This is a genomic window from Mesorhizobium sp. B2-7-2, assembly GCF_006440775.1.
Taxonomy (GTDB): domain Bacteria; phylum Pseudomonadota; class Alphaproteobacteria; order Rhizobiales; family Rhizobiaceae; genus Mesorhizobium.
On sequence record NZ_VFTZ01000016.1, the window covers coordinates 13231 to 39609 of the forward strand.

26 protein-coding genes are annotated in these 26379 nt (G+C 62.6%); 15 read left to right on the plus strand and 11 right to left on the minus strand.

Annotated elements, in window-relative coordinates:
- Positions 1 to 33: 33 nt before the first annotated feature.
- On the minus strand, positions 34 to 870 hold the full coding sequence (locus FJ425_RS20875) for a helix-turn-helix transcriptional regulator (protein ID WP_140637092.1): 837 nt from the start codon (positions 868 to 870) through the stop codon (positions 34 to 36).
- A gap of 99 nt (positions 871 to 969) precedes the next feature.
- Between FJ425_RS20875 and FJ425_RS20880 the strand changes: the two genes are divergently transcribed.
- Positions 970 to 1872, plus strand: coding sequence for an SDR family oxidoreductase (locus tag FJ425_RS20880; RefSeq protein ID WP_140637093.1), 903 nt, complete (start codon positions 970 to 972; stop codon positions 1870 to 1872).
- Positions 1873 to 1953: 81 nt separating this feature from the next.
- Here the strand turns inward: FJ425_RS20880 and FJ425_RS20885 are convergent, their stop codons facing one another.
- From FJ425_RS20885 to FJ425_RS20890, 3 genes are all read right to left on the minus strand, one after another.
- Positions 1954 to 2226, minus strand: coding sequence for a hypothetical protein (locus FJ425_RS20885; RefSeq protein WP_140637095.1), 273 nt, complete (start codon positions 2224 to 2226; stop codon positions 1954 to 1956).
- The gene (locus FJ425_RS31610) at positions 2223 to 2384 is read right to left on the minus strand and encodes a hypothetical protein (RefSeq protein ID WP_181165091.1); all 162 of its coding nucleotides are present in this window, start codon (positions 2382 to 2384) and stop codon (positions 2223 to 2225) included. Before FJ425_RS31610 ends, FJ425_RS20885 begins: the two co-directional genes overlap by 4 nt.
- A 360-nt stretch (positions 2385 to 2744) precedes the next feature.
- The gene (locus tag FJ425_RS20890; RefSeq protein WP_140637114.1) at positions 2745 to 3641 is read right to left on the minus strand and encodes a GntR family transcriptional regulator; all 897 of its coding nucleotides are present in this window, start codon (positions 3639 to 3641) and stop codon (positions 2745 to 2747) included.
- A 165-nt stretch (positions 3642 to 3806) separates the two neighbouring features.
- Here FJ425_RS20890 and FJ425_RS20895 point away from each other — a divergent pair, with 165 nt between their 5' ends.
- The 5 genes from FJ425_RS20895 (at position 3807) to FJ425_RS20915 (ending at position 8768) form a co-directional block, all read left to right on the plus strand.
- The gene (locus FJ425_RS20895) at positions 3807 to 4859 is read left to right on the plus strand and encodes an ABC transporter permease (RefSeq protein ID WP_246673644.1); all 1053 of its coding nucleotides are present in this window, start codon (positions 3807 to 3809) and stop codon (positions 4857 to 4859) included.
- Complete coding sequence (locus FJ425_RS20900; RefSeq protein WP_140637097.1) at positions 4856 to 5641, plus strand: ATP-binding cassette domain-containing protein; 786 nt, start codon at positions 4856 to 4858, stop codon at positions 5639 to 5641. The genes FJ425_RS20895 and FJ425_RS20900 overlap by 4 nt, the downstream gene beginning before the upstream one ends.
- Before the next feature lie 94 nt (positions 5642 to 5735).
- A complete protein-coding gene (locus tag FJ425_RS20905; protein ID WP_140637099.1) occupies positions 5736 to 6650 on the plus strand; it encodes a sugar ABC transporter substrate-binding protein in 915 nt (304 codons plus the stop codon).
- 102 nt (positions 6651 to 6752) lie between these two features.
- The gene (locus FJ425_RS20910; RefSeq protein ID WP_140637118.1) at positions 6753 to 7778 is read left to right on the plus strand and encodes a zinc-binding alcohol dehydrogenase family protein; all 1026 of its coding nucleotides are present in this window, start codon (positions 6753 to 6755) and stop codon (positions 7776 to 7778) included.
- 225 nt (positions 7779 to 8003) lie between these two features.
- Complete coding sequence (locus tag FJ425_RS20915; RefSeq protein ID WP_140637101.1) at positions 8004 to 8768, plus strand: SDR family oxidoreductase; 765 nt, start codon at positions 8004 to 8006, stop codon at positions 8766 to 8768.
- A gap of 154 nt (positions 8769 to 8922) precedes the next feature.
- On the opposite strand, the gene FJ425_RS20920 is transcribed toward FJ425_RS20915, so the two are convergent.
- Entirely contained in the window at positions 8923 to 9516 is a 594-nt protein-coding gene (locus FJ425_RS20920) for a DJ-1/PfpI family protein (RefSeq protein WP_140725804.1), read from the minus strand.
- A gap of 107 nt (positions 9517 to 9623) precedes the next feature.
- The gene (locus FJ425_RS20925; RefSeq protein ID WP_140637103.1) at positions 9624 to 10322 is read right to left on the minus strand and encodes a GntR family transcriptional regulator; all 699 of its coding nucleotides are present in this window, start codon (positions 10320 to 10322) and stop codon (positions 9624 to 9626) included.
- 135 nt (positions 10323 to 10457) lie between these two features.
- Here FJ425_RS20925 and FJ425_RS20930 point away from each other — a divergent pair, with 135 nt between their 5' ends.
- From FJ425_RS20930 to FJ425_RS20940, 3 genes are read left to right on the plus strand one after another with little or no spacing between them, the layout of a single operon-like run.
- Positions 10458 to 11684 carry an iron-containing alcohol dehydrogenase gene (locus FJ425_RS20930; RefSeq protein WP_140725806.1) on the plus strand — a complete coding sequence of 409 codons (1227 nt, stop codon included), beginning with the start codon at positions 10458 to 10460 and terminating at the stop codon, positions 11682 to 11684.
- A 17-nt stretch (positions 11685 to 11701) separates the two neighbouring features.
- Positions 11702 to 13186, plus strand: coding sequence for an NAD-dependent succinate-semialdehyde dehydrogenase (locus FJ425_RS20935; protein ID WP_140725809.1), 1485 nt, complete (start codon positions 11702 to 11704; stop codon positions 13184 to 13186).
- A gap of 10 nt (positions 13187 to 13196) precedes the next feature.
- Positions 13197 to 14012, plus strand: a complete 816-nt coding sequence (locus FJ425_RS20940; protein ID WP_140725812.1) for an alpha/beta hydrolase — start codon at positions 13197 to 13199, stop codon at positions 14010 to 14012.
- 88 nt (positions 14013 to 14100) lie between these two features.
- On the opposite strand, the gene FJ425_RS20945 is transcribed toward FJ425_RS20940, so the two are convergent.
- The 4 genes from FJ425_RS20945 to FJ425_RS20960 all read right to left on the minus strand — a co-directional run bounded on the left by FJ425_RS20945 (position 14101) and on the right by FJ425_RS20960 (position 21027).
- Entirely contained in the window at positions 14101 to 16590 is a 2490-nt protein-coding gene (locus FJ425_RS20945) for a DEAD/DEAH box helicase (RefSeq protein WP_140725815.1), read from the minus strand.
- Between the two features lie 134 nt (positions 16591 to 16724).
- Positions 16725 to 19262: a DEAD/DEAH box helicase gene (locus tag FJ425_RS20950; protein ID WP_140725818.1), complete on the minus strand. Its 2538-nt coding sequence runs from the start codon at positions 19260 to 19262 to the stop codon at positions 16725 to 16727.
- The gene (locus FJ425_RS20955) at positions 19259 to 20215 is read right to left on the minus strand and encodes a nucleotidyl transferase AbiEii/AbiGii toxin family protein (RefSeq protein WP_246677969.1); all 957 of its coding nucleotides are present in this window, start codon (positions 20213 to 20215) and stop codon (positions 19259 to 19261) included. The genes FJ425_RS20950 and FJ425_RS20955 overlap by 4 nt, the downstream gene beginning before the upstream one ends.
- A gap of 71 nt (positions 20216 to 20286) precedes the next feature.
- Positions 20287 to 21027: a type IV toxin-antitoxin system AbiEi family antitoxin gene (locus FJ425_RS20960; protein ID WP_140635133.1), complete on the minus strand. Its 741-nt coding sequence runs from the start codon at positions 21025 to 21027 to the stop codon at positions 20287 to 20289.
- Positions 21028 to 21599: 572 nt separating this feature from the next.
- Here FJ425_RS20960 and FJ425_RS20965 point away from each other — a divergent pair.
- The gene (locus FJ425_RS20965) at positions 21600 to 22454 is read left to right on the plus strand and encodes an SDR family oxidoreductase (RefSeq protein WP_140725821.1); all 855 of its coding nucleotides are present in this window, start codon (positions 21600 to 21602) and stop codon (positions 22452 to 22454) included.
- Positions 22455 to 22511: 57 nt separating this feature from the next.
- Here the strand turns inward: FJ425_RS20965 and FJ425_RS20970 are convergent, their stop codons facing one another.
- Entirely contained in the window at positions 22512 to 23408 is an 897-nt protein-coding gene (locus tag FJ425_RS20970; RefSeq protein WP_140725824.1) for a LysR family transcriptional regulator, read from the minus strand.
- A 226-nt stretch (positions 23409 to 23634) separates the two neighbouring features.
- On the opposite strand from FJ425_RS20970, the gene FJ425_RS20975 reads away from it, so the two are divergent.
- The 5 genes from FJ425_RS20975 to FJ425_RS32090 all read left to right on the plus strand — a co-directional run bounded on the left by FJ425_RS20975 (position 23635) and on the right by FJ425_RS32090 (position 26333).
- A complete protein-coding gene (locus FJ425_RS20975; RefSeq protein ID WP_140635128.1) occupies positions 23635 to 24369 on the plus strand; it encodes an SDR family oxidoreductase in 735 nt (244 codons plus the stop codon).
- Positions 24370 to 24433: 64 nt separating this feature from the next.
- Complete coding sequence (locus FJ425_RS20980) at positions 24434 to 25201, plus strand: SDR family oxidoreductase (protein ID WP_140725827.1); 768 nt, start codon at positions 24434 to 24436, stop codon at positions 25199 to 25201.
- A 29-nt stretch (positions 25202 to 25230) separates the two neighbouring features.
- The gene (locus FJ425_RS20985) at positions 25231 to 25830 is read left to right on the plus strand and encodes an NADPH-dependent F420 reductase (RefSeq protein ID WP_140725830.1); all 600 of its coding nucleotides are present in this window, start codon (positions 25231 to 25233) and stop codon (positions 25828 to 25830) included.
- A gap of 3 nt (positions 25831 to 25833) precedes the next feature.
- The gene (locus FJ425_RS20990) at positions 25834 to 26193 is read left to right on the plus strand and encodes an SRPBCC family protein (protein ID WP_246677970.1); all 360 of its coding nucleotides are present in this window, start codon (positions 25834 to 25836) and stop codon (positions 26191 to 26193) included.
- Positions 26187 to 26333: a hypothetical protein gene (locus tag FJ425_RS32090; protein ID WP_246677971.1), complete on the plus strand. Its 147-nt coding sequence runs from the start codon at positions 26187 to 26189 to the stop codon at positions 26331 to 26333. Before FJ425_RS20990 ends, FJ425_RS32090 begins: the two co-directional genes overlap by 7 nt.
- Positions 26334 to 26379 lie beyond the last annotated feature (46 nt).

A 26379-nucleotide genomic window follows, 5' to 3' on the forward strand; every position in this document is an offset into this window, starting at 1 on the left:
GATGCTTGGCACGTTGCGACACGAATGGTCGCTTCATTGGCCAGCGCGGGATTCGATCAAGGATCGGATACGTTCCGCATCCGACTGCGCGACCGGATTGTAGACGATCATGCCGAGCTCGGGTCGACCGTCAACAGCAAAGACCGAGAACTCCAACTCGATAAGCCCGATCTCGGGATGCCGCAGACGCTTCACGCCCTCGCCATGCGCCGCAACGACGTCATTGTCGCGCCAGAGTGCCGCGAACTCGGGGCTGATCCTGGAAAGCTCCTCGACGAGTTCCGTGACCTCCGCGCCGGCGCCGGCCCGAACGGCGTCGGCTCTGAAGGATCCGACCACGAAACGCGCGACACTCTGCCAGTCGTCCTGCGCATCGCGCACGCGCGAATTGCCGAACATCAGGCGCAGGATGTTGCGCTGCTCGCGCGGCAGCTTGGAATAGTCGGTCAGCATCGCGGCCGCGGCACGGTTCCAGGCAACCACATCCCAGGTCGCGGTCTTGATGATCGCCGGGCTCGGGTCCAAAGCGTCGAGGACACGCTGGAGGCGCGGCGTCACGCTGTCCACGCTTTTGTAGCGAACTTCCGGCGGCCGCCCGAGACCCAGCATGAACAAATGCTCGCGTTCGGGCTCGGTCAGCATCAGGCCGGTGGCGATGCGGTTCAGCACGTCCGCGGACGGCGCGCCGCCCCGCCCCTGCTCCAGCCAGGTGTACCAGGTTGGGCTGATATTGGCGCGCTGCGCCACCTCTTCGCGACGCAGCCCTTGCGTGCGCCGGCGCCCCGTGGCGAAGCCGAAGGCGGCGGGATCGAGGCGCATGCGGCGATCTCGCAAAAAGGTGCCAAGCTTGTTGGTCGTCTCGACGGGCATTGCGATCCTGTTGACTATTATACCATGATAAAGTCACTACTTTAACAGAATGAGTTATAGCGCAAATAAGGCCTCCGAACAACCACAGGAGACCCTCCCATGCGTGTATTCCTTACCGGCGCGACCGGCTTCATCGGTTCCAGGATTGTGCCCGAACTTCTTGCCGCCGGGCACAAGGTGCTTGGTCTGACCCGCTCCGATGCAGGCGCGCGGTCGCTTGTCGCCGCGGGCGCCGAGCCCCATCGCGGCGACCTCGAAGACCTCGACAGCCTGCGCGACGGCGCGGCGAAATCGGATGCGGTGATCCACACCGCTTTCGATCACAATTTCTCGAGTTTCGTGGCCAATTGCGAGAAGGACAAGCGCGTCATCGAAGCGCTGGGCGGGGCGCTGGCCGGCTCGGACCGGTTGCTGATCATCACGTCCGGTGTGGGCATGGGTTCCGCCGAGCACGGACAGCCGGCGACAGAAGACGTTTTTAACACCGACCATCCCAATCCGCGCATCCTGTCGGAGCTTACCGGCGCGGCGATGGCCGAGAAGGGCGTCAAGGTGTCGGTGGTGCGGTTGCCGCAGGTGCATGACACGGTGAAGCAGGGCCTGATCACACCGCTGATCGCGCAGACGCGCGCCAAGGGCGTGTCGGCCTATCTTGGCGAAGGCCGGAACCGGTGGTCGGCGGCGCATGTGCTGGATGTCGCGAAGCTCTACCAGTTGGCGCTGGACAAGCAGGAAGCCGGCGTGCGCTACAACGCCGTCGCGGAGGAAGGCATCCCGGTGCGCGAGATCGCGGAAGTGATCGGCGCCGGTCTCAACGTGCCGGTGGTCTCGCTCTCGCAGGAAGAGGTTGCCGACCATTTCGGATGGCTTGCCATGTTCGCCGGCCTCGACATGCCGGCGTCGAGCGAATGGACGCGCGCGCACCTCGGCTGGCAGCCGACCGGACCCGGCCTCATCGCCGATCTCGAGCGAATGGATTACATGCAGGCGGCCGCAGCCTGACTCTGCGTTTCCTTATCCAAGGGTCTCCGAGAGCGGATCAGCCCCTGTTTTGAAGGGCTGACCCACTCTCAGGGTCAGCGATTACTTCCCGCAATAGTGGTCGTTGATGTCGTTGACCGCATCCGCATCCGGCCCGACGCGGTGATACGCGCAGGCGCCCGCCGACGTGGTGGGCATCTGCCGGTCGTAGTAGCGCGGACCGCCGAACAGCGTCTCGATGATGTCGTCACTGGCTGGAACATAACGCTCCTGTTTGACGACGCGGTAGCGATGCTGTTCGCCAGCGGCGGCCGGGCCAGCCATCGTGGCTGCCGCGGCAAGCACGAGCGCGGCGATTGCAAAATATTTCGTCATGGCAGCGACCTTCCGGCAATTCGGATCTGCAGCATAGCCAAAATCGCCAGCGGAACAAAAGTTCCCGTTTCGCGCTTGCGGCCGGTGAGTTCCTCGACAGAAATCTGTGTGTTTGCGTTGGCGGTTGGCATGCTTTGGAGATTGGCCGAAGCGCGCATCGCGACGTCATCCACGGGCGGAGCAATGGGCGAAGCGACGCGCGCAGACCGAGAATCCGTGACTTCAGAGCGCTGCTGCGGTGCAGAATTCTGCTCCGTTGCACTCCGCGGCTCAGGTCACGGAATGGATTCCAGGGTCTCCGCGACGCCGCTTCGCGGCTGCTCCGCCCTGGAATGACGAGGTTGAGGGAGGCTTCAGCCAATCCCAGGCGTTTGCGCTGATCCCGGCAGAAATGATTGGTGAATCGTCAGCGAACGGCAATCGCAACGGCGAGCCCGTCTCGCGAATGACCGCGATTGGTTTCCGCGACAGCCGACAACAGATGGGAGAGCCGATGGCCAGAGCCTGCGCGGTTTCGATCATTCTTCAAGTGCAATCAGCGAACGCATCAGGGTTGCCCTTGCCGAAGCGAGATGCGCCCGGCAGGCCTTTGCAACCCAGGCGGGGTTTCGGCTTTCGAGCGCGTCGATATAGGTGATGTGCTCAAGGAGCGCTGCCTTGTTGCGCTGCTTTTCATCCTGCTTGTTCCATTGGTAGTGATAGTGAAAAATGAAGCTGATGATGTCGTAGAAACCGTCGATGAAGCGGTTTGGCGATGCCTCGTTTATGAGCCGGTGAAACCGGTTATCGAGGCCGGAGAAATCGTGAAAGCGGCTTTCGATCCGCTTCAGCAGGTCGACATGTGCGATCTTAAGCGCGGCGAGCTTGGTCCACAGCGGGGAATTCTCAGGCTGCTGTGAAAACAGATGCGCCGAGCGCAATTCGAACATCACCCTGATCTCAAACAGCTCAAGTGCGAAATCCTCCGTGAAGCCCTTGAAAAGCCAACCGGTATTCGGCCTTTTCTCGATCAGCCCAAACCGGCTGAAGCGGATCAGGAACTCGCGGATTCCGTTGGTCGCAACACCGAACTGCCGCGCAAGCTCAAGTTCGTTTATGCTCGTGCCTGGTCTGGTATCGCCCCGCAGCATCCACTCCATGAATTGCTGCTCGACATGTTTGGCACGCGGCGTGGTTTCGGCGTCGGGATAGTAATCATTTTCGTCGACCGCGCGCTCCGCAATCCGGATACCGTTGCGCTCGGCGATCAGTTTGCGACGAACAAGTTCCTGTAGAACCTTTCGGACGGTCGTGCGGCTGACGCCCATTCGCCGTTTCAACTCGTTCTCGGACGGAAGCTCTCCGACCAGTTGTCCATCATGCAGCATACTGGCGACGCGGTTGAACGCCTTCTTGTAGACAGTGTCGGTTCTCATAGGACTTTCCCGAAATATTAGCTTGTTCTTTTTAGCATGAACTTTATCCATAAAAAACAACTTGACCCGATCAAGCTCGTTGTTTTTTATCGATAAGAGGAGGAATTCGACACGATCTGGGTTTTTGACGACGCGGCGCAACCAGCCTCGGCGGGGAGAGAAATTTTGCCTGAAACGGGAAATACCGGCACCACCGTCGGCGAGAGCGCATTACCAGCGCCCAAGAAGAAAGACGCTGTTCCCGGCCTTGCACTTGGCCTGACTTTGCTGAGCGCTGGGCCGGTCGTCATCCTGGCCTTGCTGATCGTCGTCCTCGGTTTTCTGTCGCCCTATTTCCTGACAGGGCGCAACCTCGGCAACATCCTCGCCCAAACCGCCGTGATCTCGGTTGTGGCGATGGGCCAGCATCTGGTCATTCTGACACGCGGCATCGATCTTTCCGTCGGATCGAACCTTGCACTGGCCTCCGTCGTCGGCGCCCTCGCCTTTCATGGCGGCGCGCCCGCATTCGCAGTGATCGCGGTGATGGTTGGCTGCGGCGCGGCGGTGGGCGCCATCAACGGGCTCTTCTACGTCTTCGGCCGGCTGCCGCATCCTTTCATCATCACGCTGGCAACATTGAGCATCGCCAAAGGCTTGGCGCTCCAACTGGCCGATGGGCGCGCCATACCGGGGATGCCGGATTCGATAGATGCGCTCGGCCGCGATGCGGTCTGGGGTCTGCCCGGATCGGTCTTTGTCGTTGCAGGCGTTGCCGCGGTCCTTCTGGTCATGGCCAAGACCATGGTCTGGGGCCGGTGGATTTATGCCGTCGGCGGTCGACCAGACGCCGCCCTGCGCATGGGCATTCCGGTGTCCTGGGTCCTGGTTTCGGTCTATGTGATCTCGGGGCTGTGCGCCGGCATCGGCGCGGTCATACTCGCCGGCCGCACCGACGCCGGTTCCCCCTTGTTCGGCAATCTGCTTGAACTGGATACGATTGCGGCGGTGATCATCGGCGGCGCCAGTTTTCTTGGCGGCCGCGGCCATCTCGGGCACGCCTTGATCGGCGCCATCATGATCGGCGTCATCCGCAACGCGCTCAACCTGCTCAACGTCAATGTCTTTTTCCAGCTCATCGTCATCGGCGTGGTCATCGTCATCGCCGTCGAGTCCGACGTGCTGCGCAACTATCTCGAAGGGCGGGTGCGCGTCATGCAGGCCGGGAGGCAGTCATGAGCGCCGTTGCGGCCAACGCCGATCGTGCCGCCACCGCCGACCAACCCGTGCTCGCCGTACGCGGTGCCACCAAGCGGTTCGGTTCGGTTCTGGCGCTGGACGATGTCAGCATCAAGGTGCGGCGAGGCGAGATCGTCGGCCTGCTCGGCGACAATGGCGCGGGCAAATCGACGCTGACCAAATGCATCAGCGGCGTGCACCAACTCGATGCCGGCGAAATTGCCCTGGACGGTGCGCCAACCCAGATACGCTCCCCTGCGGATGCGCGCTTCGCCGGCATCGAGACCGTCTACCAGGATCTGGCGCTGTTCGACAATCTGACGCCGGGACAAAACTTCTTTGCCGGTCGCGAGCTGGCTCGCCCGCAATGGCTTCCTCGCGGCTTGCGATTTCTCCAGCAACGCAGGATGGACGCCGAGACCCGTGTTCTGCTGGCAAACCTCAAGGTGACGTTGCCGCGCTTGGACGCCGTCGTCGCCATGATGTCGGGCGGTCAAAGACAAGCCATCGCCGTGGCCCGGTCGACCGTGTTTGCCCGCAAGGTCGTGATCCTGGACGAGCCGACGGCCGCGCTTGGCCTGCGTGAATCGCGGCAGGTGCTCAACCTGGTCGCCGCCCTGCGCGACCAGGGCAATGCCGTCATCCTGATCACCCACAATATGGAGCACGTCGTCGAGCTTGCCGATCGCGCCGTGGTGCTGCGCCAGGGCCGCAAGGTCGGCGAGCTTGTCCCGACCAGGGAAAACAAGCAGGAGCTGGTTTCCATGATCGTTGGAGCCTGATCCGTTCGAGATTTGGGGATCGTTCCGGTCCGCAAATGCCTGAAGCGACTTCCGCCGGAAGACGCCTCAATTCCAAGGGAGGAATGGAATGCCAATGAACCTGAAACTGTTCGCTGGGCTGGCCATCGCCGTTACATTCGCGATGCCGGCTTCCGCCGCCGACAAGATCAAGGTCGGCCTGATCACCAAATTCCCCGTGCCGTTCTATTCGACCATGGAGGATGCCGCCAAGAAATACGCGGCCGCTCATCCCGAAATCGAGCTGGTCACCGGCCAGGGCCAGGCAGCTACGGACATCGAGGGCCAGATCGCGCTCATCGAGTCCATGATCACCCAAGGCGTCAAGGGCCTGGCGATCACTCCGGTCGACCCGACCGTCGCGCCGGCGCTCGACAAGGCGGTTGCCGCCGGCATCAAGGTGGTTCTCGTTGACAACAGCATTCCCAACTGGAAAGGCCAGACGGCTCTGGTCTCGACCAACAACCTCAACGGCGGCAAGATCGCCGGAGAGTATCTGAAGACCGTGCTGAAAAGCGGCGACAAGATCGGCATCCTGCAAGGTGTTCCCGGAGTGCCGGCTCTGGATGATCGGGTCACCGGCATGATGGAGGGCCTCGGCGACATCAAGGTTGATGTTGTCGGCAAGGGCGCAACCAACTGCACGCTCGAGCTCGGCACGTCGGTGGCCGAGGACATCCTGACCGCCAATCCCGATCTCAAGGCGATCTACTCGGCCTGTGGCCCGCCCATCCCCGGCGCCGTCAAGTCGATAAGCAATGCGGGCATTGCCAACGACAAGATCATCCTGGTCGGCTTCGACGCCTGCTGCGGCGAGATCGAAGCGATCAAGTCCGGCGCGGAAGACGCCAGCGTTGCACAATTTCCGGCGAAGATGGGCGAGCTGGGCATCGACACTGTCGTCAAGGCAATCCACGGGGAGGCGGTCGAAGCCAATGTGGATACCGGCGCCGGCCTTGTGACGCTGCAGAACGTCAAGGACTTCGAGTGATCCAACAGAGGTCCGGCGGCGGCGCCGCCGGACCACTTCTACCGCAGGACTGTTGCGGGTTCGCCTTAGCGAAGGGGTGAAATCACAAACATGGCCCCCACCATCAAAGTCGTCAGATGCGCCGCGCCGGGCAAGCTGGTGCTTGAGGAGCACGAGGCGCCAGGGAGCCCGCCGGAAGGCTGGGCCTTGGTCGATGTCGCCTATGTCGGCATATGCGGGACGGATTACCACATTTTCGAGGGCAGGCATCCCTACCTCGCCTATCCACGTATCATGGGCCACGAGGTTTCGGGAACGATCGCGGCCATCAACGCACCCGCGAACTTATCGGTCGGAAATCAAGTCCTGATCAATCCCTATCTCGCCTGCGGAAAATGTTCGGCCTGTCGCCATGGCAAGCCGAACTGCTGCGTCGCGATAGAAGTGCTTGGCGTGCACCGCGACGGTGCCATGAGCGAGCAGATACTGGTGCCGGCGCAGAATTTGATCGCGGCGACGGGTCTGTCGCCGGTCGAGGCTGCCACGGTCGAGTTTCTGGCCATCGGTGCGCACGCGGTTCGCAGATCCATGGCCGGTCCGGGCAATCGGACGTTGGTCGTCGGCGCCGGACCGATCGGCCTTGGTGTCGCGCTTTTTGCGCGCATCGCGCAGCAGGATGTGACCGTCATGGACATCGATGCCGAACGGCTGGCCTTTGCTGGCAGCCAATTGGGATTCGACGTGATCGACGAATCGGACGGTTCGGCCGCCGAAGCGATAGCCGAGCGAACTGCCGGAACGGGTTTCGATATCGTCTACGACGCTACGGGAAACAGCCGTTCCATGGAGTCTGCCTTCGCCTTTGTTGCCCACGCAGGCGTGATGGTGATGGTCAGCGTTGTACAAGGCGATATTACCTTCTCCGATCCGGAGTTTCACAAGCGTGAAATGATGCTGATCGGCAGTCGTAACGCGACGCATGCGGATTTCCAGCACGTCATCGCCTCGATCCATGCCGGCAAAATAGCGATCGACCAACTCGTCACCCATCGCACGACGCTGCGGGACAGCCCACGCGACATTGCGATCTGGGCGAAGGAGAAGGCCGGTCTGATCAAGGCCGTCATCGAGGTGGGGCGACCTGTCTGACTTGAGCAAACACGTTCAAGATACGCCGTGCCGCCTGGTGCTGGCACGGGATGCGCCTCATGGAGGGAAGCAGTTCGCGCTCGAGGTGTCGATCGATCGCCGCCACGTTCAGCAGCAGCGTTTGAACGACCAGCAAGGATGGGATGCGACAAAACCGCAGCCGAGACCAAGACTCCTGTATGTTCGCTCGATTGCGCGATCAAGGAATCAAGAAGGAATTACCCAATGGACTTGTTCAAACTGGATGGCGACGTCGCGCTGGTCACCGGCGCCGGCAGTGGCATCGGTCAGGCCATAGCGGTCGGCCTTGCTGAGGCCGGTGCCGACGTCGCGTGCTTCGGTCACGCCTCGAAGGGAGGTCTCGAGGCAACGGCGCAAAGGATCACCGCGCTCGGCCGCAAGGCGCTTGCGATAACCGGCTCGGTGACGTCGGAAACCGATCTTGCCGCCGCCGTCGAGCGTATCGAAAAGGAGCTCGGCGCGCTTACGGTTGCCGTCAACAATGCAGGTATAGGCGGCGCGCACGCGGCCGAGACCTTGCCGCTGGCCACGTGGGAAGAACTTTACCGCATCAATGTCGGCGGTGTGTTCTTGTCCTGCCAGGCCGAGGCTCGCGTGATGCTGCCACGCCGCAAGGGATCGATCATCAACGTGGCCTCCATGTCCGGCTCGATCGTCAACCGCGGTCTCCTCCAGGCGCACTACAACTCGTCGAAGGCAGCCGTCATTCACATGACCAAGAGCCTGGCGATGGAATGGTTGGACCGCGGACTGCGGCTCAACGTGCTCAGCCCCGGATACACGCTGACCCCGATGAACCGGAGGCCGGAAGTCGCCGAGCAGGTGAAGAACTTCGAGCGCGATACGCCCATGGGTCGCCTCGCGGCGCCCGAGGAGATGATAGGCCCGGCGGTGTTTCTGGCCAGTCGAGCCGCGTCTTTCGTTACCGGCATCGATCTCATCGTGGATGGCGGCTTCGTGTGCTGGTAGCAGAAGCGAAGCACGGCGCGCTTCGCACTCAATCGAAGGACGTCGCGGCCTTGGCAAAGGCCGCGGGAAACTCGCGGCGGTCCGACACGAACCGGGACCGCCGCTGCATTTGTGCCAAGTCGCCCGCCTTCTCAAGCGCAGCGGCCGGCAGTGGCTAGTTATGGTGGATTTCCGTGCCCAGCACCTTCAGACACTCACGAATGAAGGCGGCAAGTGCGGTCCATCCTTTGGCCGAAACCATCGTGCCGTCTACATAGGCGTCGGTGGGCGAGAGGTCGATATAGGTGCCGCCCGCAAGGGTGACCTCCGGCTCGCAGGCCGCCAGCGCACCGACCTTCTTGCCGCGCACGACACCGTCCACCGCTATCAGAATCTGCACGCCGTGGCAGATCGTGAAGATCGGCTTCCCGGTCTCGTGGAAGTGGCGGACCATGGCCTGAACGCGCTTGTCTGTGCGGATGTATTCCGGCCCGCGGCCGCCGGCGCAGTAGACCGCATCATATTGGTCGATCTGCCTTTCCGCCTCGGAAAACGTCTTGTTGATCAGCGCGTAGTGTCCGGGTTTCTCGGTATAGGTCTGGTCGCCCTCAAAGTCGTGCAGCGAGGTCTTGATCCGGTCTCCGGCGTTCTTGTCGGGGCACACGACATGGATGGTGTGGCCTACGGCTTCCATGGCCTGCTGATAGACAAAGATTTCGTACTCCTCGGTGAACTCTCCGGTCAGAATCAGTATCTTTTTGGCTGGCATGGTCTTCCTCTCGGTTGTGTAGCAGGGCGAGGCGCGCCTTGGGTTTTGGCTTCGGATTGTGGATGTCAGGAAGAGGCATGTTTCACCCGCCTGGAACGTCCGTCTGACTATTCGAACGCAGGCAGGAGCCTGTCACGCGAGTTCTCGATGTGCACCCGCATCGCCGTTCGCGCCGCGTTTGCATCGCCGGCTGCGAAAGCCGAGAGAATGGCTTCGTGCTCGTCCAGCGCTTCCTCGGTTACGCGCGAGTGGTACATCAGCCGGAAAATGTGAAAATGCGTGTGCTGGTGGTTCAGCGTCTCGCGGATGATCTCGTTCTGCGCGAACTCCATGATCTTGTCATGGAAGATCGCATCCTGTCGGGCGAAGTTGGAATAGCGAAGGCGCTCGTCCCTGCCCTCGCCGCGGGTCATGACCCCCGCCGCCTCTTGCAGGGCCGCCAGCCGGGCAGCGTCCAGGCCGGCCGCTGCCTTGGCCGCGGCGGCAGGCTCAAGCAAAAGGCGCAACTCGTAAAGCTCGTCAAAACGCCGGCGTGTGATCTGCGGTGCGGCGCGATAGCCGACCAGGTGGGTCTTGATCACCAGGCCTTCGCCTTCCAGACGCCCGAGAGCCTCGCGGATCGGCGTATGCGAGACATCCAGTTCCCGGACGAGATTGTCCACGGTTATGCGCGACCCCGGCGCGATCTTGAGCGACATGAGTTGCTGGAAGATCGCCTCGTAGACGTCTCCCGCGAGGCTGTTCGCGCGCTGGATCCTGCCTGTCGGCCGCGCGTCGTCATCAAGCTTCACATCGGGGTTCTGCATCTTTTTGCCTCTTGACAGGAAGGACCACTAACACGATGCTCCGGCCAATTCAATCCTATATCCTATACGATTTTATAGCGGATATGTCTAAATGGAAGCGATGGATCGCCGAGCCATATTGGAAGAGCCCACTCGATGACCTTGTTCGCCGCAGCGCGATTGCCGCGTGAGATTTTGTTCGGCAAGGGCCAGCGCCAGGTGCTGCCGCACGTCGCGTCCAGGCATGGCAAGCGCGCGCTCGTCTGCACGGACGAGCGCTTCGCGGCAACGGCCATATTCGGCGAGATGATGGCCGCGCTGAGGAATGCCTCGGTTGAAATCCTTGTCCATGACCGCACGCTGCCGGACGTGCCCCGGGACAGCGTCGCGATCTGTGTTGCCGAGGCGAAGGATTTCAAACCCGACATGGTCGTTGGGATCGGTGGCGGAAGCTGCCTCGACATGGCCAAGTGCGCGGCGCTGCTGATCAGTCATGGCGGCAGGCTTCAGGACTACTATGGTGAGTTCAAGGTCCCAGGCCCAACGCTGCCGTTGATTGCCGTGCCGACCACCGCCGGCACCGGCTCGGAGGTAACCCCGGTAGCCGTCATTTCCGATCCGGAGCGCCTGCTGAAGGTTGGCATTTCAAGCCCCCACCTCATCGCCGCCGTCGCACTGTGCGACCCGGAGCTGACCGCGACCTGCCCGCCCGCGCTCACGGCAATTGCCGGCGCCGATGCCCTGACGCACGCCATCGAAGCCTTTACGGCGGCGAGACGCGGAACCGATCCGACACTTCCGCAGCAGCACGTCTTTGTGGGCAAGAGCGCGCTCACCGACCATTTCGCGCTATTGGCCGTCAAGCTTCTTGGCCGCAGCCTGGAAAGGGCCTACCGGGACGGAGCGGACGAGGATGCACGCGCCGATGTGATGATGGGCGCCTTGGCGGCCGGCTGCGCCTTCGGCACGGCCGGAACGGCTGCCGCCCATGCCGTGCAATATCCGGTTGGCGCGCTCACCCACACGCCGCATGGATTGGGGGTGGCGACCATGCTTCCCTATGTGATGAACTACAACTTGCCCGCCGCCGCAAGCGAGTTTGCCGAGGTCGGCGCCGCGCTCGGTCTGCCCCAGGCCGACATTGAGCTCAAGGACAGGGCTTCCGCGACCATCGCAGAGGTCTCACGGCTTTTCGGCGCGATCGGCATCACACGGACGCTGGCCGAGCTGGGCTTGCCTGCCGGCAAGGTCGAGTGGACCGCCGAGCAGGCGCTCGGCATCGACCGCCTGATCAAGAACAACCCCCGCCCTTTCGACGCCGCCGCGATGCGACGGCTGGTGCAAGCGGCCTATGACGGCGACATGCCCGCCGTTCTGATGTGAAACAGGAGACAGACCTCATGAACGCTTCTCCAGGGCTTTTGGATGAGGAGGACGTCTCCGAATATGCCACGTTCTCACACGGGCTCTATATCGGTGGGCAATGGCGGCCCTCGTCGGACGGGTGCGTTATCGAGGTGGTCGATCCATCGACGGAATCCGTCATCGCGGCTGTTCCCGATGCTACGCTGGCTGACGCCGCGGCCGCCGTCGACGCCGCGGCCAAGGCGGCGGCGGCCTGGCGCGAAACCGCCCCGCGCAAACGGTCGGAGATCCTGAGACGTTGCTTCGAGCTGATGACCGAGCGGGCGGAGACGCTGGCCGTGCTGATTTCGTTAGAGAACGGCAAGGCGCTGCGCGATGCACGCGGCGAAGTCGCTTATGCGGCCGAGTTCTTTCGGTGGAACGCCGAGGAAGCGGTTCGCATCAGCGGCGAGTTCGGCCTTGCGCCTTCTGGAGCAAACCGTATCGTCGTCGACTACCAGCCGATAGGCATATGTGTGCTGATCACGCCATGGAATTTTCCAGCTGCCATGGCTACACGCAAGATCGCGCCGGCGCTCGCAGCCGGCTGTACCGTGATCCTGAAGCCCGCCAGCGAAACGCCACTGACCGCCTATGCGCTTGCCGCGCTGTATGAGGACGCCGGCGTCCCGCCCGGTGTCGTGAACGTTCTCACCACGTCCAACCCGGGACCGCTGAGCGCTGCCATGCTGGCCGACCCGCGAGTGCGCAAACTCTCGTTCACCGGCTCCACCGGCGTTGGGCGCGTTCTTCTGGCCGAAGCCGCCAGGCACGTCATCTCCTGTTCGATGGAGCTTGGCGGCAACGCTCCCTTCGTCGTGTTCGACGATGCCGACCTGGAGGCCGCGCTCGACGGAGCGATGATTGCCAAGATGCGCAACGCCGGCGAAGCATGCACCGCCGCCAATCGGCTCTATGTCCAGGCGGGCGTCCATGACGCGTTCGCGGAGGGACTGCGCAAGCGCATGGCCGCCCTCAAGGTAGGCCCCGGCACGGATGTCGAGACCGAATGCGGCCCGATGATCACTCGCAAAGCCATCGAGAAAATCGACCGGCTCGTCAAAGACGCGGTCCGTCGCGGTGCAAAGGTGCTGTGCGGAGGCGCAGCCTCGGATGACAAGGGCTATTTCTACCCGCCGACGGTTCTTTGCGACATTGCCCCGGATGCGGAGATGGCGCACGAGGAAATATTCGGTCCCGTCGCTCCAATCATGCGCTTCAACGATGAGGCCGAAGTCATCGCACGCGCCAATGACACCGAATACGGGCTGGCGGCCTACATCTATACGCGCGATCTGGCCAAGGGCATGCGCGTGGCATCAAGGATCGAGTCGGGTATGATCGCGCTGAACCGGGGCCTGATGTCCGACCCTGCGGCTCCCTTCGGCGGCGTCAAGCAGAGCGGCCTCGGACGCGAAGGCGGACAAAAGCACGGCATCAGCGAGTTCCTGGAAGCCAAGTATATCGCCGTGACGATATGAGGGCGCAGGCGTGACCAGGGATCCATTTCGCATCCGCGACCACGTTACAGAGTTCGATGATATCGTCGCCGAGATCGTTCGCCGCAGCGCGGAGACCCGGGCGAAAATCGAGAGCGTCGCCGACGTCGCCTATGGACCGGACGCCGCCGAAACCATCGATATGTTCTTTCCCCAAGGAAAACGCGACCGCGTGCCGGTGCACATGTTCATCCATGGCGGCTACTGGCGCATGTTCTCCAAGCGCGATTATTCCTATGTCGCGGACACGGTGACGCGGGCGGGCGCGATCGCGATCATCGTCGACTATTCACTGATGCCCTCAGTGAGGATGGCCGCTATCGTCGAGCAGGTGCGCCGGGCCAAGCGTTGGGTGCTCGAGCACATCGCCGAGCACGGCGGCGATCGCGGCCGCCTGACGGTCAGCGGGCACTCCGCCGGCGCCCATCTGGCGACGATGCTGTTCAACGATGACGGCCGATCATCAAGCGTCAAAGGCGCGCTGCTGCTTGGCGGCTTGTACGAGTTGAAGCCTCTGCAGACCTCCTTCCTTGCCGCCGAGATCGCCATCACGGACGACGAGGCTGCCAGCCTGTCGCCGCTGACACATCGCTTCGATCCCTCCGTAGAGGTCGAGATTGCAGTTGGAGCCGAGGAAACGCCGCCGTTCCACAGCCAGGCCGAGGCATTTGCGAAGCATCTGCGAAAGCAAGGGCTGGCAGTCTCTCAAACCGCCCTCTCCGGTGCCAATCACATGAGCAGCGTTCGCGATCTTGGAGTGAGTGGAACCGAGGCATCGGATCGTTTGGCCAAGCTCATCGCCACATAGAGTCCCATCCAGATATCGGGCCGCTGGCTAATTGGCCGACGCCGGAGACCGGCGCATGATTGCCTTGGCGGCGATCTCGGCCGGCCGGCTACGCAGTCCTGCCCCGCAGGCTGTCGGCGAGGGAGGACAGCGCATCGGCGAGTTGCCGCGCGGTCTCCGGCGGCGGCAGCGGCATTTTCAGGCTCCGCACGCCGGTTGCCGAATCGCGTTCGATCCATGGATGCGCCGGAGCCTTGGGATCGTTGGCGGCCGCCAGAGCGGCAACGAATTGCGCACCCACCTGCGCCAAGGCTAGCCACGGATCGGAACCGGGATCGCTCCGCGGCACCATGGGCCCGTTCGAGTGCGCGACATCGCCGGCATCGAGATCCGAATCCGCCTTTGAGTCTACCGCAGGTCCTGCGTCCTCGGCAGCGGCAATGCTGTTTCCGACCTCTTCCGCCGGCGTCACGGCCTCGCTTTCACCCATGCTCCCGGTGACGTTCTCCACCTCCTTCATGAAGCGATTGAGACGCGAGCCGCCCAGCGAAATCTCGCCGCTGCCACCGTCGAGAATTCCAGCCGACAGCGAGCGCTTGAACGCCAGCACCGACAGCATCCCCTCCTCGATGGTGCCTTTAGCGACGAAATTGATGACCCGCACGGGCCGTGTCTGACCCATGCGATGGATGCGTGCGATGCGCTGCTCGAGCACGGCCGGGTTCCACGGCAGGTCCATGTTCACGAGAGTCGAGGCATGCTGCAGATTGAGGCCCGTGCTGCCGGCATCGGTGGACAGGAACACGCGACAGGCGGGGTCGTGACGAAAGCGCTCGACCAGCGCTGGCCGCTTGTCCGACGGCACGCCGCCGTGGAAGCTGACATAGCCCAAGCCGCGCGCTTCGAGACGCCGGATGACGATGTCGTGGGTCCGTGTCCATTGCGAGAACACCACCGCCTTGGCTTTCGGCTCGGCGAACAGATCGTCGAACAGGGCCGCCAGCTCATCGGCCTTGACGCCATGGTCTGTCTCCTGGTCCAGGAGATAGGTGCTGTTGCACGACATGCGCATATTCTGCAGCGCGCAGGTCAGTCGCCGCTGATCCTTGTCCGACAAAAATCGCGTCCTCCGCCAGCGCTGCACGATTTTCGCCACCACGTCGGCGTTTTCCTGATGATGGAGCATCTGCATCTCCGTCATCGGCACCAGAAGATTCTGGTCGAGACGATGCGGCAATTGCTTCAGCACCTCGGATTTGCGGCGGCGGATCATGATCGGCGCCAGTGTCTGACCAATCTTCTCGAGCCCGGTGTAGCCGGTCACGCGACCGCCTTCGTCCTTGACCTGGTGCTCGTGCAGCAGCTTCCACGTCGGCCCCAGCCGGTGCTGATCGACGAACTGAACGATCGAGATCAGCTCTTCGAGCTTGTTCTCCAAGGGCGTCCCGCTCAGCACGATCGCATAGGGACTGTCGATGCGCTTCAAGGCCCGCGCCGCAATGGTGTTCCAGTTCTTCACCCGTTGCGCTTCATCGACGATCACGAGATCGGGCGCCCAGTCGGCGATCAGATCAACGTCGGGCTTGAGCTTCTCGTAATTCGTGATCTTGCAGAAATCGTCCAAACGATAGTCGTTCTGGCGCTGCGCCCGCCCGCCATTGATGACCCGCGCCGCGTTCTCGCCTTTCCTGCCGGAGAAACGCAGAATCTCGCTCTGCCACTGGTATTTGAGCGAGGTCGGACAGATCACGAGCACTTTTGTGACGCCGAAATGCCGGGCCAATATTTCCGCCGCTGCAATCGCCTGGATGGTCTTGCCCAGCCCCATGTCGTCGCCGATCAGCGCCCGGCCCGCCCGCACGGCGAACAGGGCGCCCTCGGCCTGATAGGGATAGAGCGGCACCGTCAGATGCTTTCCGACTTCGGGGTCGGCGGCCCCAAGCGGAAACAGTTCCTTGAGCTTAGCGGCGCGGCGCTCCGCATCGCGCTTTCCCGCGATGAAATCGAGCGCATCGTCATAGGCGCGGAACTCGTGACCCGACTTCGATGCCATGGCCATGAAAGACTCGAGCTTGTCCAGGCGGTCGTCCGGCAGCATCCCATCATGTTCGGCGTCGAACAATGCCGCGGCCGCCTCGCGCAACGCTTGTGGGCTATCCGTTCCGGCGCGGAAATGGAGACGGCGCCTGCCGTCGTTGCGAAGATACAGCTCGGAAAACGCCGGCTGGTAGCCGCGAGCAAACGCGGCCTTGGCGCCGCGCTTCTTCTCCAGCTTGGCGAGGGTAAATTCGATGTGCTTGCAGGTGCCGAGCTCGCTCGTCGCATAGTCGGGGCATGAGCAGAAATTGCCGCCGGGTCCCATGCCCCGGATCGCCACGCGGTAGCTCGATTTCGAGGCGGGATTGCTGACCCGAAACTCAGAGAAAAACGGTTCGCCAGTCAGATTCTCGAGCCCGAAGGCTTGCTCGCGGCCGAACTGGCGGCGCAAGCCGCGCTGCCAGTCCACAGGCGACAGATCGGCGGGCGCATGGCTGCGCGAGAGCTTGGGTTCCCTGTTCGGCTTGATCGCCGACTTCGTGTTTCCGCGCTTGGATCTCATCGAATAGACTCCGTTCAGCAAATGTTTCCCGCGTGACATTCATCCGTATCCGATGCCCCATGTGGGCTCTACTTCTATTCCCAGCGGCGCCGGTGACCATCGTCCACGAAATCAAGATCGGCACATCACAGCTCTCACGAGTGTCCAACCGGTACTGCCGTGGCGGCAGACGGCTCGACTGTATAGCCGAGCGCCCGGTATCCAGATCGCCGCTTAGCCGCCATTCGCGTGAGAATGGGCACAAGGTCATCGACATAGTCGACAACGAGAACCTCTGTTTTACCAGCATGTTGCCGGTGAAGCCGACCGATATATTGGGCCAACGTGCCTTTCCACGAAATGGGCATCGTCAAGAACAGCGCGTCCAACCTTGGATCATCAAAGCCCTCGCCGATGTAACGCCCTGTCGCGAGGATGAGCCGCTCCTGATGGTCTGCCACTCGCAGGGCAGCATCTGACGCCTTGCGTTCGGCCGCTGACATTCCTCCTCGAAGGACGACAAGATTGCGCACGAAGCGCGAAAAGCGGCCTTGCAAATATTCGAGATGATCCCGGCGCTCGGTGAGCACGATCGGTGAGCGCTTTGCCTCCAGCGCCTTCAACACGTCGTCGAAGATCAGGTTATTACGTGTCTCGTCCTGCGCGATGGCCGCGTAAATCGCTGGCATGGCAGGACGATCCGAGTCCGCCAAAGGCGGTGGCAGTTGAAACTGCGTCGATCGAGTCTTCGCGCGGTGAACAATTCCCCGCCCCGCTGCTTGGGCACGCGCATCAACGCGATGCCGAACTGGGCCACATTGCATGAAGATGATTGGATGGTGACCGTCTTTGCGGGCCACCGTCGCGGACAGTCCGAGGACATAGCGCGCTTTCGCCCGGCGGGCCACAAGCTCAAAGCTCGCCGCCGAAAGATGATGGCACTCATCGACAACCAGATGACCGTAGTTCGCTACCATGTCGGATACTTCACCTCGGCGCACGAGGCTCTGGATCAATGCGACATCAATGATACCAGTCGGCTTGCGGCGTCCGCCGCCAATGACGCCGATATCTTTCGGATCGATATCGAGGAATGTCCTTAGCCGCTCCACCCACTGGGTGAGCAATTCGCGGCGATGGACAAGAACAAGCGCATTGCGTCCGCGTTGCGCAATCAAGGCTGCGGCCACCACCGTCTTGCCGAAGGCGGTCGTCGCCGCAAGCACGCCATGCTCATGCGGAAGAAGGGCGTCAAACGCCTTGACCTGCGGCTCGTACAACGTCCCCTGAAACCGTATTCGGCTCGCAAGCGGATCGCCGATCGCCCTCAGATCATTCAACTCAACCTCGGCGCCCTCGCCTTGGATCAGCTCAACAGCTTCGTCAAGGCATCCGCGGGGCAGCCCCACATGACGCGCGTGAAGTTCGGCGCAGGAGATGATCCGAGGCTTGCCGAAGGTCGAGAGACGCATGGACTGCGCACGATAGAACTCAGGGTTTTGGAAGGCCGCCAGGCGTATGAGCCGCGTCGACATTGCCGACGGCAAATCGGTCCGGTCTATATAGAGCTGGTCGGCGACCACTATCGTGATCTTGCCCGACAGGGGACTGCCGACCGGCCCCGCTTTGGGGCGCCGAGACGGTGTCATGCGCCAGGGCTCGTCCGCTTCTTCATCTTCGACGGGCATGCGGACGCCCAGAATACGGCCACGCGTCTCCGCATCGTCGACGATTTCTGCGGCGGCCTTGGCCGATAGCCGTGGCATCGCCGCCAGAAACGCCCTTTGGTCGTCGTATGGACGAAGATCTTGGTCGATGAAGACACTGTTTCCAAGCTCGCGCGCGCGGCGCTGCAAAGGTAAAGCGATCAGATTGCCGAAGCCGCCGACCGGCATGATATCCTGGCTCGGAAAAAGGCGATCGTATGAGGCGAAACCTATTTCCGGGCGACGCTCCATCGTTTCCGTCAGCATTGTCGCGCCAAGTTGCCGAGCGGTGCGCGCCGAAACCGGCTCAGAGAAGAAAATCCACACATGACCACCATTGCCGGATCGAGACCGCTCAAGGGCCGCAGCAACGCCCTTGGCCTGGCAAGTCTCCAGCATGGCCAAGGCGTCAGCCACCCAGTTCTCCTCGTCAAAATCGGCGGCCAGAAACCAGCAGGTCTCGTCAGGAAGCAGCGGATAAACACCCGCCACGAAATCGCCGCCAAAGCCGCGTGCGGCCTCGCCGCGCAGATGCTTTTCGATGATGTCGTCGGCGACCGGGATGAAGGCTTGATGAGGGCACTCGCCGCATTTGACCTGAGGCTTCCCGCATACCCCTTTCACCCACTCGTTGGCGCACGCGGGCGCATAGCCGGACTTTGCGGCCTTCCGATTTTCCCATCTGACAGGGAATACGTCAGCACGGCCTGCGAATAGGCCCCGAAACAGCGCGATCTTTTCCGTGGTGGGTGACGCGGCAGTGACCCCCGGCGCATCTGCAATGACGGGTGGTGAATAATTTGCGGCCGCGGCCGAGCGCCGGCTCACCAGATTCCTCAGCGCGGCCTCAAGCTCTTTCCGCTCGGCCTCATTTGCGGCTAGGCGGTCGCGAAGCCGCTCAATCTCGACCTCGAGTTCGTGCGCAGTCTCGGCGCCACTGCCCAGCACCAGTCGTTTCGACACAGCTCCGCTCAGCCAAGTCTTCATGGAGTAGGCTCCGCAGGTCGTCGTCCTCGTCTCGCACGTGGCGCCAGCGACTTGTCACCGGATTTCCAAGCTTTGACGTTCTGCGCCTTCCATCGCAACGCCGGACAGGCTTCTATCGCGGCGCTCACGGATTCCGGAACGTCCATAGGAGACGCGCCTATCTCGCCTCGATCAAGTATACTGTCCAAGAACGCTCTCTCGCCTACCGTGAACTGAAACAGCAGCGCGAGTTTCTCTCGACACTCGGCCGTGACCTTGTCGATCCATGCCGCTGGGCCGCCGAAGGCATCGAAATATCGGTCATGTAGGCACATGGTCAGCTTGCCGGTGATGTCGCCGACCTCACATCCGATCGTTGCGGGTGAGGCGGTGCGCCAATCGAAGCTCTTGGCGCTTGCGCCGATCATCAAAGTGGCGGCCTTGATCTTTGCCCAGTCGAGAGACGGCATGGCGATGATCCGGTGTGCGTCGAACAGATCGCGTGCGGTGCGCCGCGTAACCAGCGCGACCATCTTGCCGGCGATGATCTCGTGGATGTCAAGGACCGGCACGTCCATCGCTCGATACGATCCGATGGCTGCCGACGGCATGCGGCCCACGCCGTAAAGGGGAGCACGGAAGAGATAGTTGATATCGATCTCGACCGTCCCCGCCCCGCCCAGCGCGGAAGCATAGCGGTAGATCCATTTGCCGCCGGCGTGCTCGGATGGCCCGCGCCGCGCGGCGTAGCCTTTCGATTCCATCAGCCGCTCGATCCGGTCCTCCAGCCCCGGCCGGTCCGCATCCATCCTCTTCTTCTCGATTGCACCGACATAGTTGATATCGATGTCGACCGAGAGGCGATCCAGATTGGCATGGAAGACATTGAGCGCCGTTCCGCCCTTCAAGGCGACGCGCGGTCCGATCAGCGCGTCGGCGCTCAACGCGTCGAGAATGTCGATCAGCCGGATCACCCTCTCCAACGTCGCCGGCTGGAGCTGCCGCTCGGCCGCAAGGTCCTGAAGCGTTTCTCGCGATGCGACCATCAGACGCCTTCGAAGGAGGCGTCGACCGCCTGCGTCGGGAGAAGCACGCGCCACGGCTGGACGAGCACAGCGTGACCGGGCTCGGCGCCCAGCGCGTAGTGCTTCGAGCGTGGAAGACGTGCTCGCAGGCGTAACAGAACGTCATCGGTGACGCCTAGCGCGCGTTGCCGCTTTTCGAGCCACCAGCCGCAAACCGAAGCGAGCGAGCTGTTGTCCAGCAGTTCGACATAGTCGGCGACTTTCGCCGGATCGAGATAGCGGACCAGGTCCAGTGACTTCAGAACTTCCTCGGCGCCGCCGGCGAGTTCCGGTCGGTGCAGGACATCGACGATCGTGCGTTCGACCGCCGTCACGCGGACCGTCACCCCCTGCCGATCCATGGTCGTGGTCAGGTAGTCGGCCTTGCCGGTCGCCGCCAACGTCTTTGGCGGCGTGACGAAGCGGCAAGCGCCAAACGACAGTTCCACGCGTTCGGTTCGGCCGGCGCTGATGAGCTGGACTTCGTTGAACTCGGAATAGGCTATGCCATGCAGCTCAAGGCCGGAGTGAAATCCCAAAACGCCATCGGGGCGCAGCCTGCTCGCCGCGGCGAAGCGGTCGATCACCATCCGGTCCGCTGTCAGGTGAGCCGGTACGGCCGCGAACACCTCGCGGCTGACGCGCTTGATGTTACCGGCCCGCAGATGGTACCGGAGCAGGCTCGTCACATTGGCCCCGCCCGCCGGGTGGCCGAGGGCCACTGCGAACTCTGCGCGGGTGAATACCGGATGAGCCGACAGGAAGCTGGCCGTTTTGCGCTGGCGAGGTTGCGTAGCGAGTCTTCGATTCTGCTCCATAATGGGTAATTAATTGCCGTTACGACGCATATCTGTCAACAAACCCACGCATGGACGGCCCCGATGGCCCTGCTTTCCGGTTGCGAAAAACGCGCCGTATAGGCTATAAATTACCCATCTGAACGCATTTTCTAGAACTAACGATGTATTGCCGATTATCCTCAGCCTCAATAAGCCGTTGAATAAATGGAATCTTGTAGGCGACGGCCGCCCCCTATTCCTACTCGATTGTCCTGAGCCATCGTAGTGCGCTGATTTGGCACCGCAATTTATTTTTGCATAACAGAGAACCGTCTCGCCGATTCATCAGAAAATTGCACTCTTGATTTCAAAAGAGAATATCGCCGATTCGGGACGACGATGGCGGTCTCAGGCTGACGAAAAAAGGACTACCAGCCTCCATCTGTTTCGGTGTTCAGCGCCCGCGCGATTAAGAGCGCGAGTCCCAGGCGCGACAGAGCCGCGGAAACCCTCGGTTGGATGAGGCGTTCTTAATCATGACCCGACGCATGAGCGAGCGCGTAGCTATCGTGACTGGTGCAGGACGCGGCCTTGGGCGCGCCATGACGATGGCTCTGCTGGGCGCAGGCCATCGCGTATTTCTGACGTCGACCGATATCGAGTCGCTCGACGAGACACGACGCGCCAGCGGAGCGGGCGAGCGCGCTGCCGTGAAGACTGCCGATCTCGGCAATGAACAAGAGCTGGCTGACCTGGTCGATGCCGCCATGCGCGCATTCGGGCGCGTCGATGTCCTTGTCAGCAACGCGGGCGTCCCAAACCCGCCGGTACAACGGCCTCTTGACGTCACACCGGATCAGTTCCGGCAGTTGTTCGAGATCAACACGATTGCCTCGATCAATTTGATCCGGCTGGTCACCCCCGACATGGTCGCGCGCAGATGGGGTCGGATCATCTTCATCTCCACCAGCCTTGATACCATGCTCGAACCGGGTCACGTCGCGTATGGAATGACCAAGGCGGCTGGAGAAGCCTTCATCGCGGCTCTCGCAACGTCGCTTCAGTCGACGGGCGTCACGGCCAACGTACTTTCGCCCGGCGGCGCAGTTGCAACGAGAATGGCGGCAGGTGTTGCGGACCCAAAGGCCCTACTTCAGCCCGAAATCATGGCGGCGCCCGTTGTGTGGCTGGCGTCGGATGACTCGAATAACGTAACCGGCCGACGCTTCATCGCCGCGAAGTGGAATGCTGCGCTCAATCCCGCTCAAGCGTCGCAGGCCGCAAGCGCGCCGGCTGCATGGGGCGGCTATGGCGACAAAAGCGTCAAACCCGTAAGAGGCGGTAGCCGCTCAAAAAGTTCTCCGCCTTGAAGCCTCCCGTCGCCCGAACCGTCAGATGCGCAAGCGTCCCCGGCGACCTGCCGCGGGTCAGTCGCGCGGTATGGACAGCCCCGCGAGAAGCGGCGCGTGCGCGGCAAGCCTGCGAGATATGAACTCGGTGAAGAGCCGCACGCGCTTCGTCTTGCGGGACTCCCCCTGCGTGAGAAGCCAGAGCGTTCCGTACGTGTGCAGGTCGGTTCCCGGCACCCTCACCAGGAGGGGGTCGGCGTCGCCGACGAAGCACGGCAGCGTCGTCATCCCGAGCCCTTGCCGTACGGCAACGATCTGCGCCTCGCCATCCGTGACCCTGAACGGAACCCCGGTGGTGCGAACCTCGCCGTCGCTCGCCCAATCCGGAATTCCATGAATGCTTATGACGATCCATCGGATGGGATCAGGCGCGCCCGCACGCCACGCGGCCAGTCGATCGCGAGACATGTAGACGCCGCCGAACACCTCCGGCCCCTTCAGGCCGTGGAGATTGAGCGGCAGGGTTTTGCGGTCGTAGACAACGCGGATCGCGACGTCGGCCTCCCGGTTGGTCAGATTTGCCAGCTCGCCGGATGACAAGATGTCCATCTCGATGTCCGGATGCAGACGCGCGAAATCGGCGAAGTCCGGCATGAGCAGGTGTGTCGCGAGGGGCGGCGCCAGCGTCACCCGCAGAAGCCCGCGCACGCTCTGGTCGCGCCCAAGGATGCGCGTCTCCAGCAGGTGCGACGACGCTTCCATCTGGTCCGCGAACTCGAGGACCTCCTCGCCCGCAGCCGTCAGGCGGTAGCCCGAAGGCAGCTTTTCGAACATGTGCACCCCGAGGCGCTCCTCGAGCTGGGCGATGCGTCGCAGCACGGTCGAGTGGTTCACACCGAGGCGCTCAGCGGCAGCCCGCACGGAGCCTCCGCGCGCGGCGGCAAGAAAGTAGCGAACGTCATCCCAGTCGATCATGGTGCATTCCTGCCGCGGAGTGCGGTTTGCAAAGCCCGTTCTAACACGCTCAGCCGTGGTTCGCGCGGTCGTCGCGGCGTTCGATCATCTGACTGGATCGTTTTCGCACCACCGATGTGCGCGATTGCGCACTCACCGCCCGACTTCAGCGAACCCATCTCAAGGCTCTCGCGGGACTTCCCCGTACAGCCAAGGACACGAGACGGCGAAACGAAGGATGCATGACATGAACAGACTGAATGGAAAGACCGCCGTCATCACCGGCGGCGCCACCGGCATCGGCCGCGCCGCGGCAAAGCGCTTCATCGAGGAAGGCGCCTTCGTCTTCATCTTTGGCCGCCGGCAGGAAGCGCTCGACGCCGCCGTGGCCGACCTCGGGCCCAGTGCCCGCGCGGTGAAGGGCTCGGTCTCGAATGGGGCCGACCTCGACCGGCTCTACGCGGCGGTGAAGGCCGAGCGCGGAAGCCTCGACATCGTCTTCGCCAATGCCGGGGCCGGCGGCCCGCTTCCGCTCGGCCAGATCACCGCCGCGCACATTGACGAAACCTTCGACACCAACGTGAAGGGTACGATCTTCACGGTTCAGAAGGCGCTGCCGCTGATGGGCCAGGGCGGCTCGATCATCCTGACCGGATCGAGCGCCGGCACCACGGGCGCCCCGGGATTCACTGCCTACAGCGCGAGCAAGGCGGCCGTACGCAACCTTGCGCGGACCTGGGCGGAGGACCTGAAGGGCACCGGCATCCGCGTAAATGTGCTGTCGCCCGGGGCGACTGCGACCGAACTCGCGAAGGAGGCGCTAGGCGAGGAAGGCCAGAAGGCCTACGGCGCGATGACTCCGCTCCAGCGCATGGCCGATCCGGCGGAGATCGGGGCGGTGGCTGCGTTTCTCGCGTCGTCGGACAGCAGCTTCATGACCGCCAGCGAGGTCGCCGTCGACGGCGGCCTGGCGCAACTCTGACCCGCCTCGTCCGGCCGCTCCCTCCACCGATCCGATTATTCGCACACCCACGGAAGAAAATAAAATGGAACAAGCACTTAAAGGCAAAACTGCTCTCGTTACCGGGGCATCGCGGGGCATTGGCCGCGCTATCGCCGAACGTCTTGCAAGAGATGGTGCGACGGTCGCGCTGACCTACAACGCCAGCAAATCTGGTGCAGACGAGGCGGTCGCGGCCATCGAGAAAGCTGGAGGTACTGCGTTCGCAATCCACGCGGACCTCGTTGACCCGGCGACCGTCCCGACCTTGTTCGAGAAACTCGACGCCGAGTTCACCAAGCGGAAGGGAAGCAAAGCCCTCGATATCCTGGTCAACAACGCTGGCAATATCGGCTGGATTGGCTTCAAAGACGCGACGCCGGACAGTTGGGACACCCTGATCGCCGTCTATGCCCGCGCGCCCTTCTTCATCGTTCAGGTCGCCATGGGTCGTCTCGCCGATGGCGCGCGCATCATCAACATCTCTTCCGCTGCCGCGACGAAGCCCGTGACAGCCGCGCCCATTTACTCGATGGCCAAAGCGGCCATCAACAATCTTACCCAAGCACTCGCGTCCGAGCTGGGGCCGCGCGGAATTACCGCGAACGCCGTAGCGCCGGGCTACACGCGAACCGACGCGAACGCCGCGTTCCGAGAGAATTCCGAACTCGTAAAGGCGGTCGAGGCACAGATCGCGCTGGGACGCTTTGGCGAGCCTTCGGAAATCGCCGCCGTCGTGGCGTTCTTGGCTTCCGATGAAGGCCACTGGGTGACCGGCCAGACGATTGAGGCAAGCGGCGGCTACAAGCTCTGACCGCAACGAAAGAAGCAAAGGAGAATATAATGAGCTACGCAATTATCGGCTTCGGCAAGATCGGCCAGGCCCTCGCCCGCGCCTTCGCCCGCAAGAACATCGACGTGGCCGTCGCGAGCCGCCGGCCCCCCGAGGCATTGGCGCCGCAGGCTCGAGCGATTGGACCCACGGTGGTCGCCAAGTCGCTGCGGGAAGCACTCGAGGCCGACACAATCATCTTGGCGGTCCCTTTCGGGGAGCATCGCGAGGTTGCGAAAGCCCTGCCGAGCTGGAACGGCAAGACGGTCATCGACGCGATGAACGCGTTTCCTGAACCCGAAGAGCTGGACGGCCTCCCGTCCTCCGCCTTCGTTGCGAAGTCGTTCACCGGCGCCAAGTTCGTGAAAGGCTTCAATCACCTCATTGCAGCCACCCTGGCTGCCGATCCGGTCGTCGAGGGCGGCCACCGGGTGGTCTTCCTGTCGAGCGACGACGAGGACGCGACCGCTCCCGTGGCGGCCTTGGCCAAACAGCTCGGGTTCGCACCCGTCAAGCTGGGAAAGCTCAACGAGGGCGGCGCGCTGGTGCACGCACGCGGCCGCACCTGGGGCCGGCTCATCTTCCAGGATCTGTTCAAGAAGGAGCAGTAATCGGTGTACGACCGTGTGATTTGGCCCGAGAAGTACAACCCCAAGACGTCGGCGATCTATGCGCTCAACGACATCGACGTGAAAGCGCCCCCAGAAGTGGTATGGAAGCTGCTGGTCGATGCTGAGAACTGGTCGAGCTACTTTCCTGCTGAAGACCAGGTCAAAATCCTGAGCGGCGAAAGGCAATTGGCGCGCGGGACCAAATACAGCCGAGTGACCGTCGGATTCCCGATGAGCCTGGTTGTTACGGAGTGCGAGCCCTTCCGCCGACTTGCGTGGGCGACTACTGTCGATGGTGACGACACCGGCTCGAGCGCCATGGCTGGGTCATCACTCCCACAGATGATGGCTGCCACGTGCTGATCGAGGAAACGCAACAGGGCTCATGGTTCCTCGAGGAACTCGGGCGCAAGCGTCCCGGTGGGCTCTATCGCTATCACCAGGAATGGGTCGAACGCCTCGCCGGCGCGGCAGAGGCGAAAGTAGAAGTCAAGGCAGGTTAACCTGCGGGTCCTTGGACTTGGGCTGCCCAGCGCCTCAGCACATTGA

Excerpts from the sequence above, each read along its gene's own strand:
- FJ425_RS20875 (WP_140637092.1), bottom strand. The coding sequence starts at position 870 with ATGCCCGTCGAGACGACCAACAAGCTTGGCACCTTTTTGCGAGATCGC.
- FJ425_RS20880 (WP_140637093.1), top strand. The coding sequence starts at position 970 with ATGCGTGTATTCCTTACCGGCGCGACCGGCTTCATCGGTTCCAGGATT.
- FJ425_RS20885 (WP_140637095.1), bottom strand. The coding sequence starts at position 2,226 with ATGACGAAATATTTTGCAATCGCCGCGCTCGTGCTTGCCGCGGCAGCC.
- FJ425_RS31610 (WP_181165091.1), bottom strand. The coding sequence starts at position 2,384 with ATGCGCGCTTCGGCCAATCTCCAAAGCATGCCAACCGCCAACGCAAAC.
- FJ425_RS20890 (WP_140637114.1), bottom strand. The coding sequence starts at position 3,641 with ATGAGAACCGACACTGTCTACAAGAAGGCGTTCAACCGCGTCGCCAGT.
- FJ425_RS20900 (WP_140637097.1), top strand. The coding sequence starts at position 4,856 with ATGAGCGCCGTTGCGGCCAACGCCGATCGTGCCGCCACCGCCGACCAA.
- FJ425_RS20905 (WP_140637099.1), top strand. The coding sequence starts at position 5,736 with ATGAACCTGAAACTGTTCGCTGGGCTGGCCATCGCCGTTACATTCGCG.
- FJ425_RS20915 (WP_140637101.1), top strand. The coding sequence starts at position 8,004 with ATGGACTTGTTCAAACTGGATGGCGACGTCGCGCTGGTCACCGGCGCC.
- FJ425_RS20920 (WP_140725804.1), bottom strand. The coding sequence starts at position 9,516 with ATGCCAGCCAAAAAGATACTGATTCTGACCGGAGAGTTCACCGAGGAG.
- FJ425_RS20925 (WP_140637103.1), bottom strand. The coding sequence starts at position 10,322 with ATGCAGAACCCCGATGTGAAGCTTGATGACGACGCGCGGCCGACAGGC.
- FJ425_RS20930 (WP_140725806.1), top strand. The coding sequence starts at position 10,458 with ATGACCTTGTTCGCCGCAGCGCGATTGCCGCGTGAGATTTTGTTCGGC.
- FJ425_RS20935 (WP_140725809.1), top strand. The coding sequence starts at position 11,702 with ATGAACGCTTCTCCAGGGCTTTTGGATGAGGAGGACGTCTCCGAATAT.
- FJ425_RS20945 (WP_140725815.1), bottom strand. The coding sequence starts at position 16,590 with ATGAGATCCAAGCGCGGAAACACGAAGTCGGCGATCAAGCCGAACAGG.
- FJ425_RS20950 (WP_140725818.1), bottom strand. The coding sequence starts at position 19,262 with ATGAAGACTTGGCTGAGCGGAGCTGTGTCGAAACGACTGGTGCTGGGC.
- FJ425_RS20970 (WP_140725824.1), bottom strand. The coding sequence starts at position 23,408 with ATGATCGACTGGGATGACGTTCGCTACTTTCTTGCCGCCGCGCGCGGA.
- FJ425_RS20975 (WP_140635128.1), top strand. The coding sequence starts at position 23,635 with ATGAACAGACTGAATGGAAAGACCGCCGTCATCACCGGCGGCGCCACC.
- FJ425_RS20980 (WP_140725827.1), top strand. The coding sequence starts at position 24,434 with ATGGAACAAGCACTTAAAGGCAAAACTGCTCTCGTTACCGGGGCATCG.
- FJ425_RS20985 (WP_140725830.1), top strand. The coding sequence starts at position 25,231 with ATGAGCTACGCAATTATCGGCTTCGGCAAGATCGGCCAGGCCCTCGCC.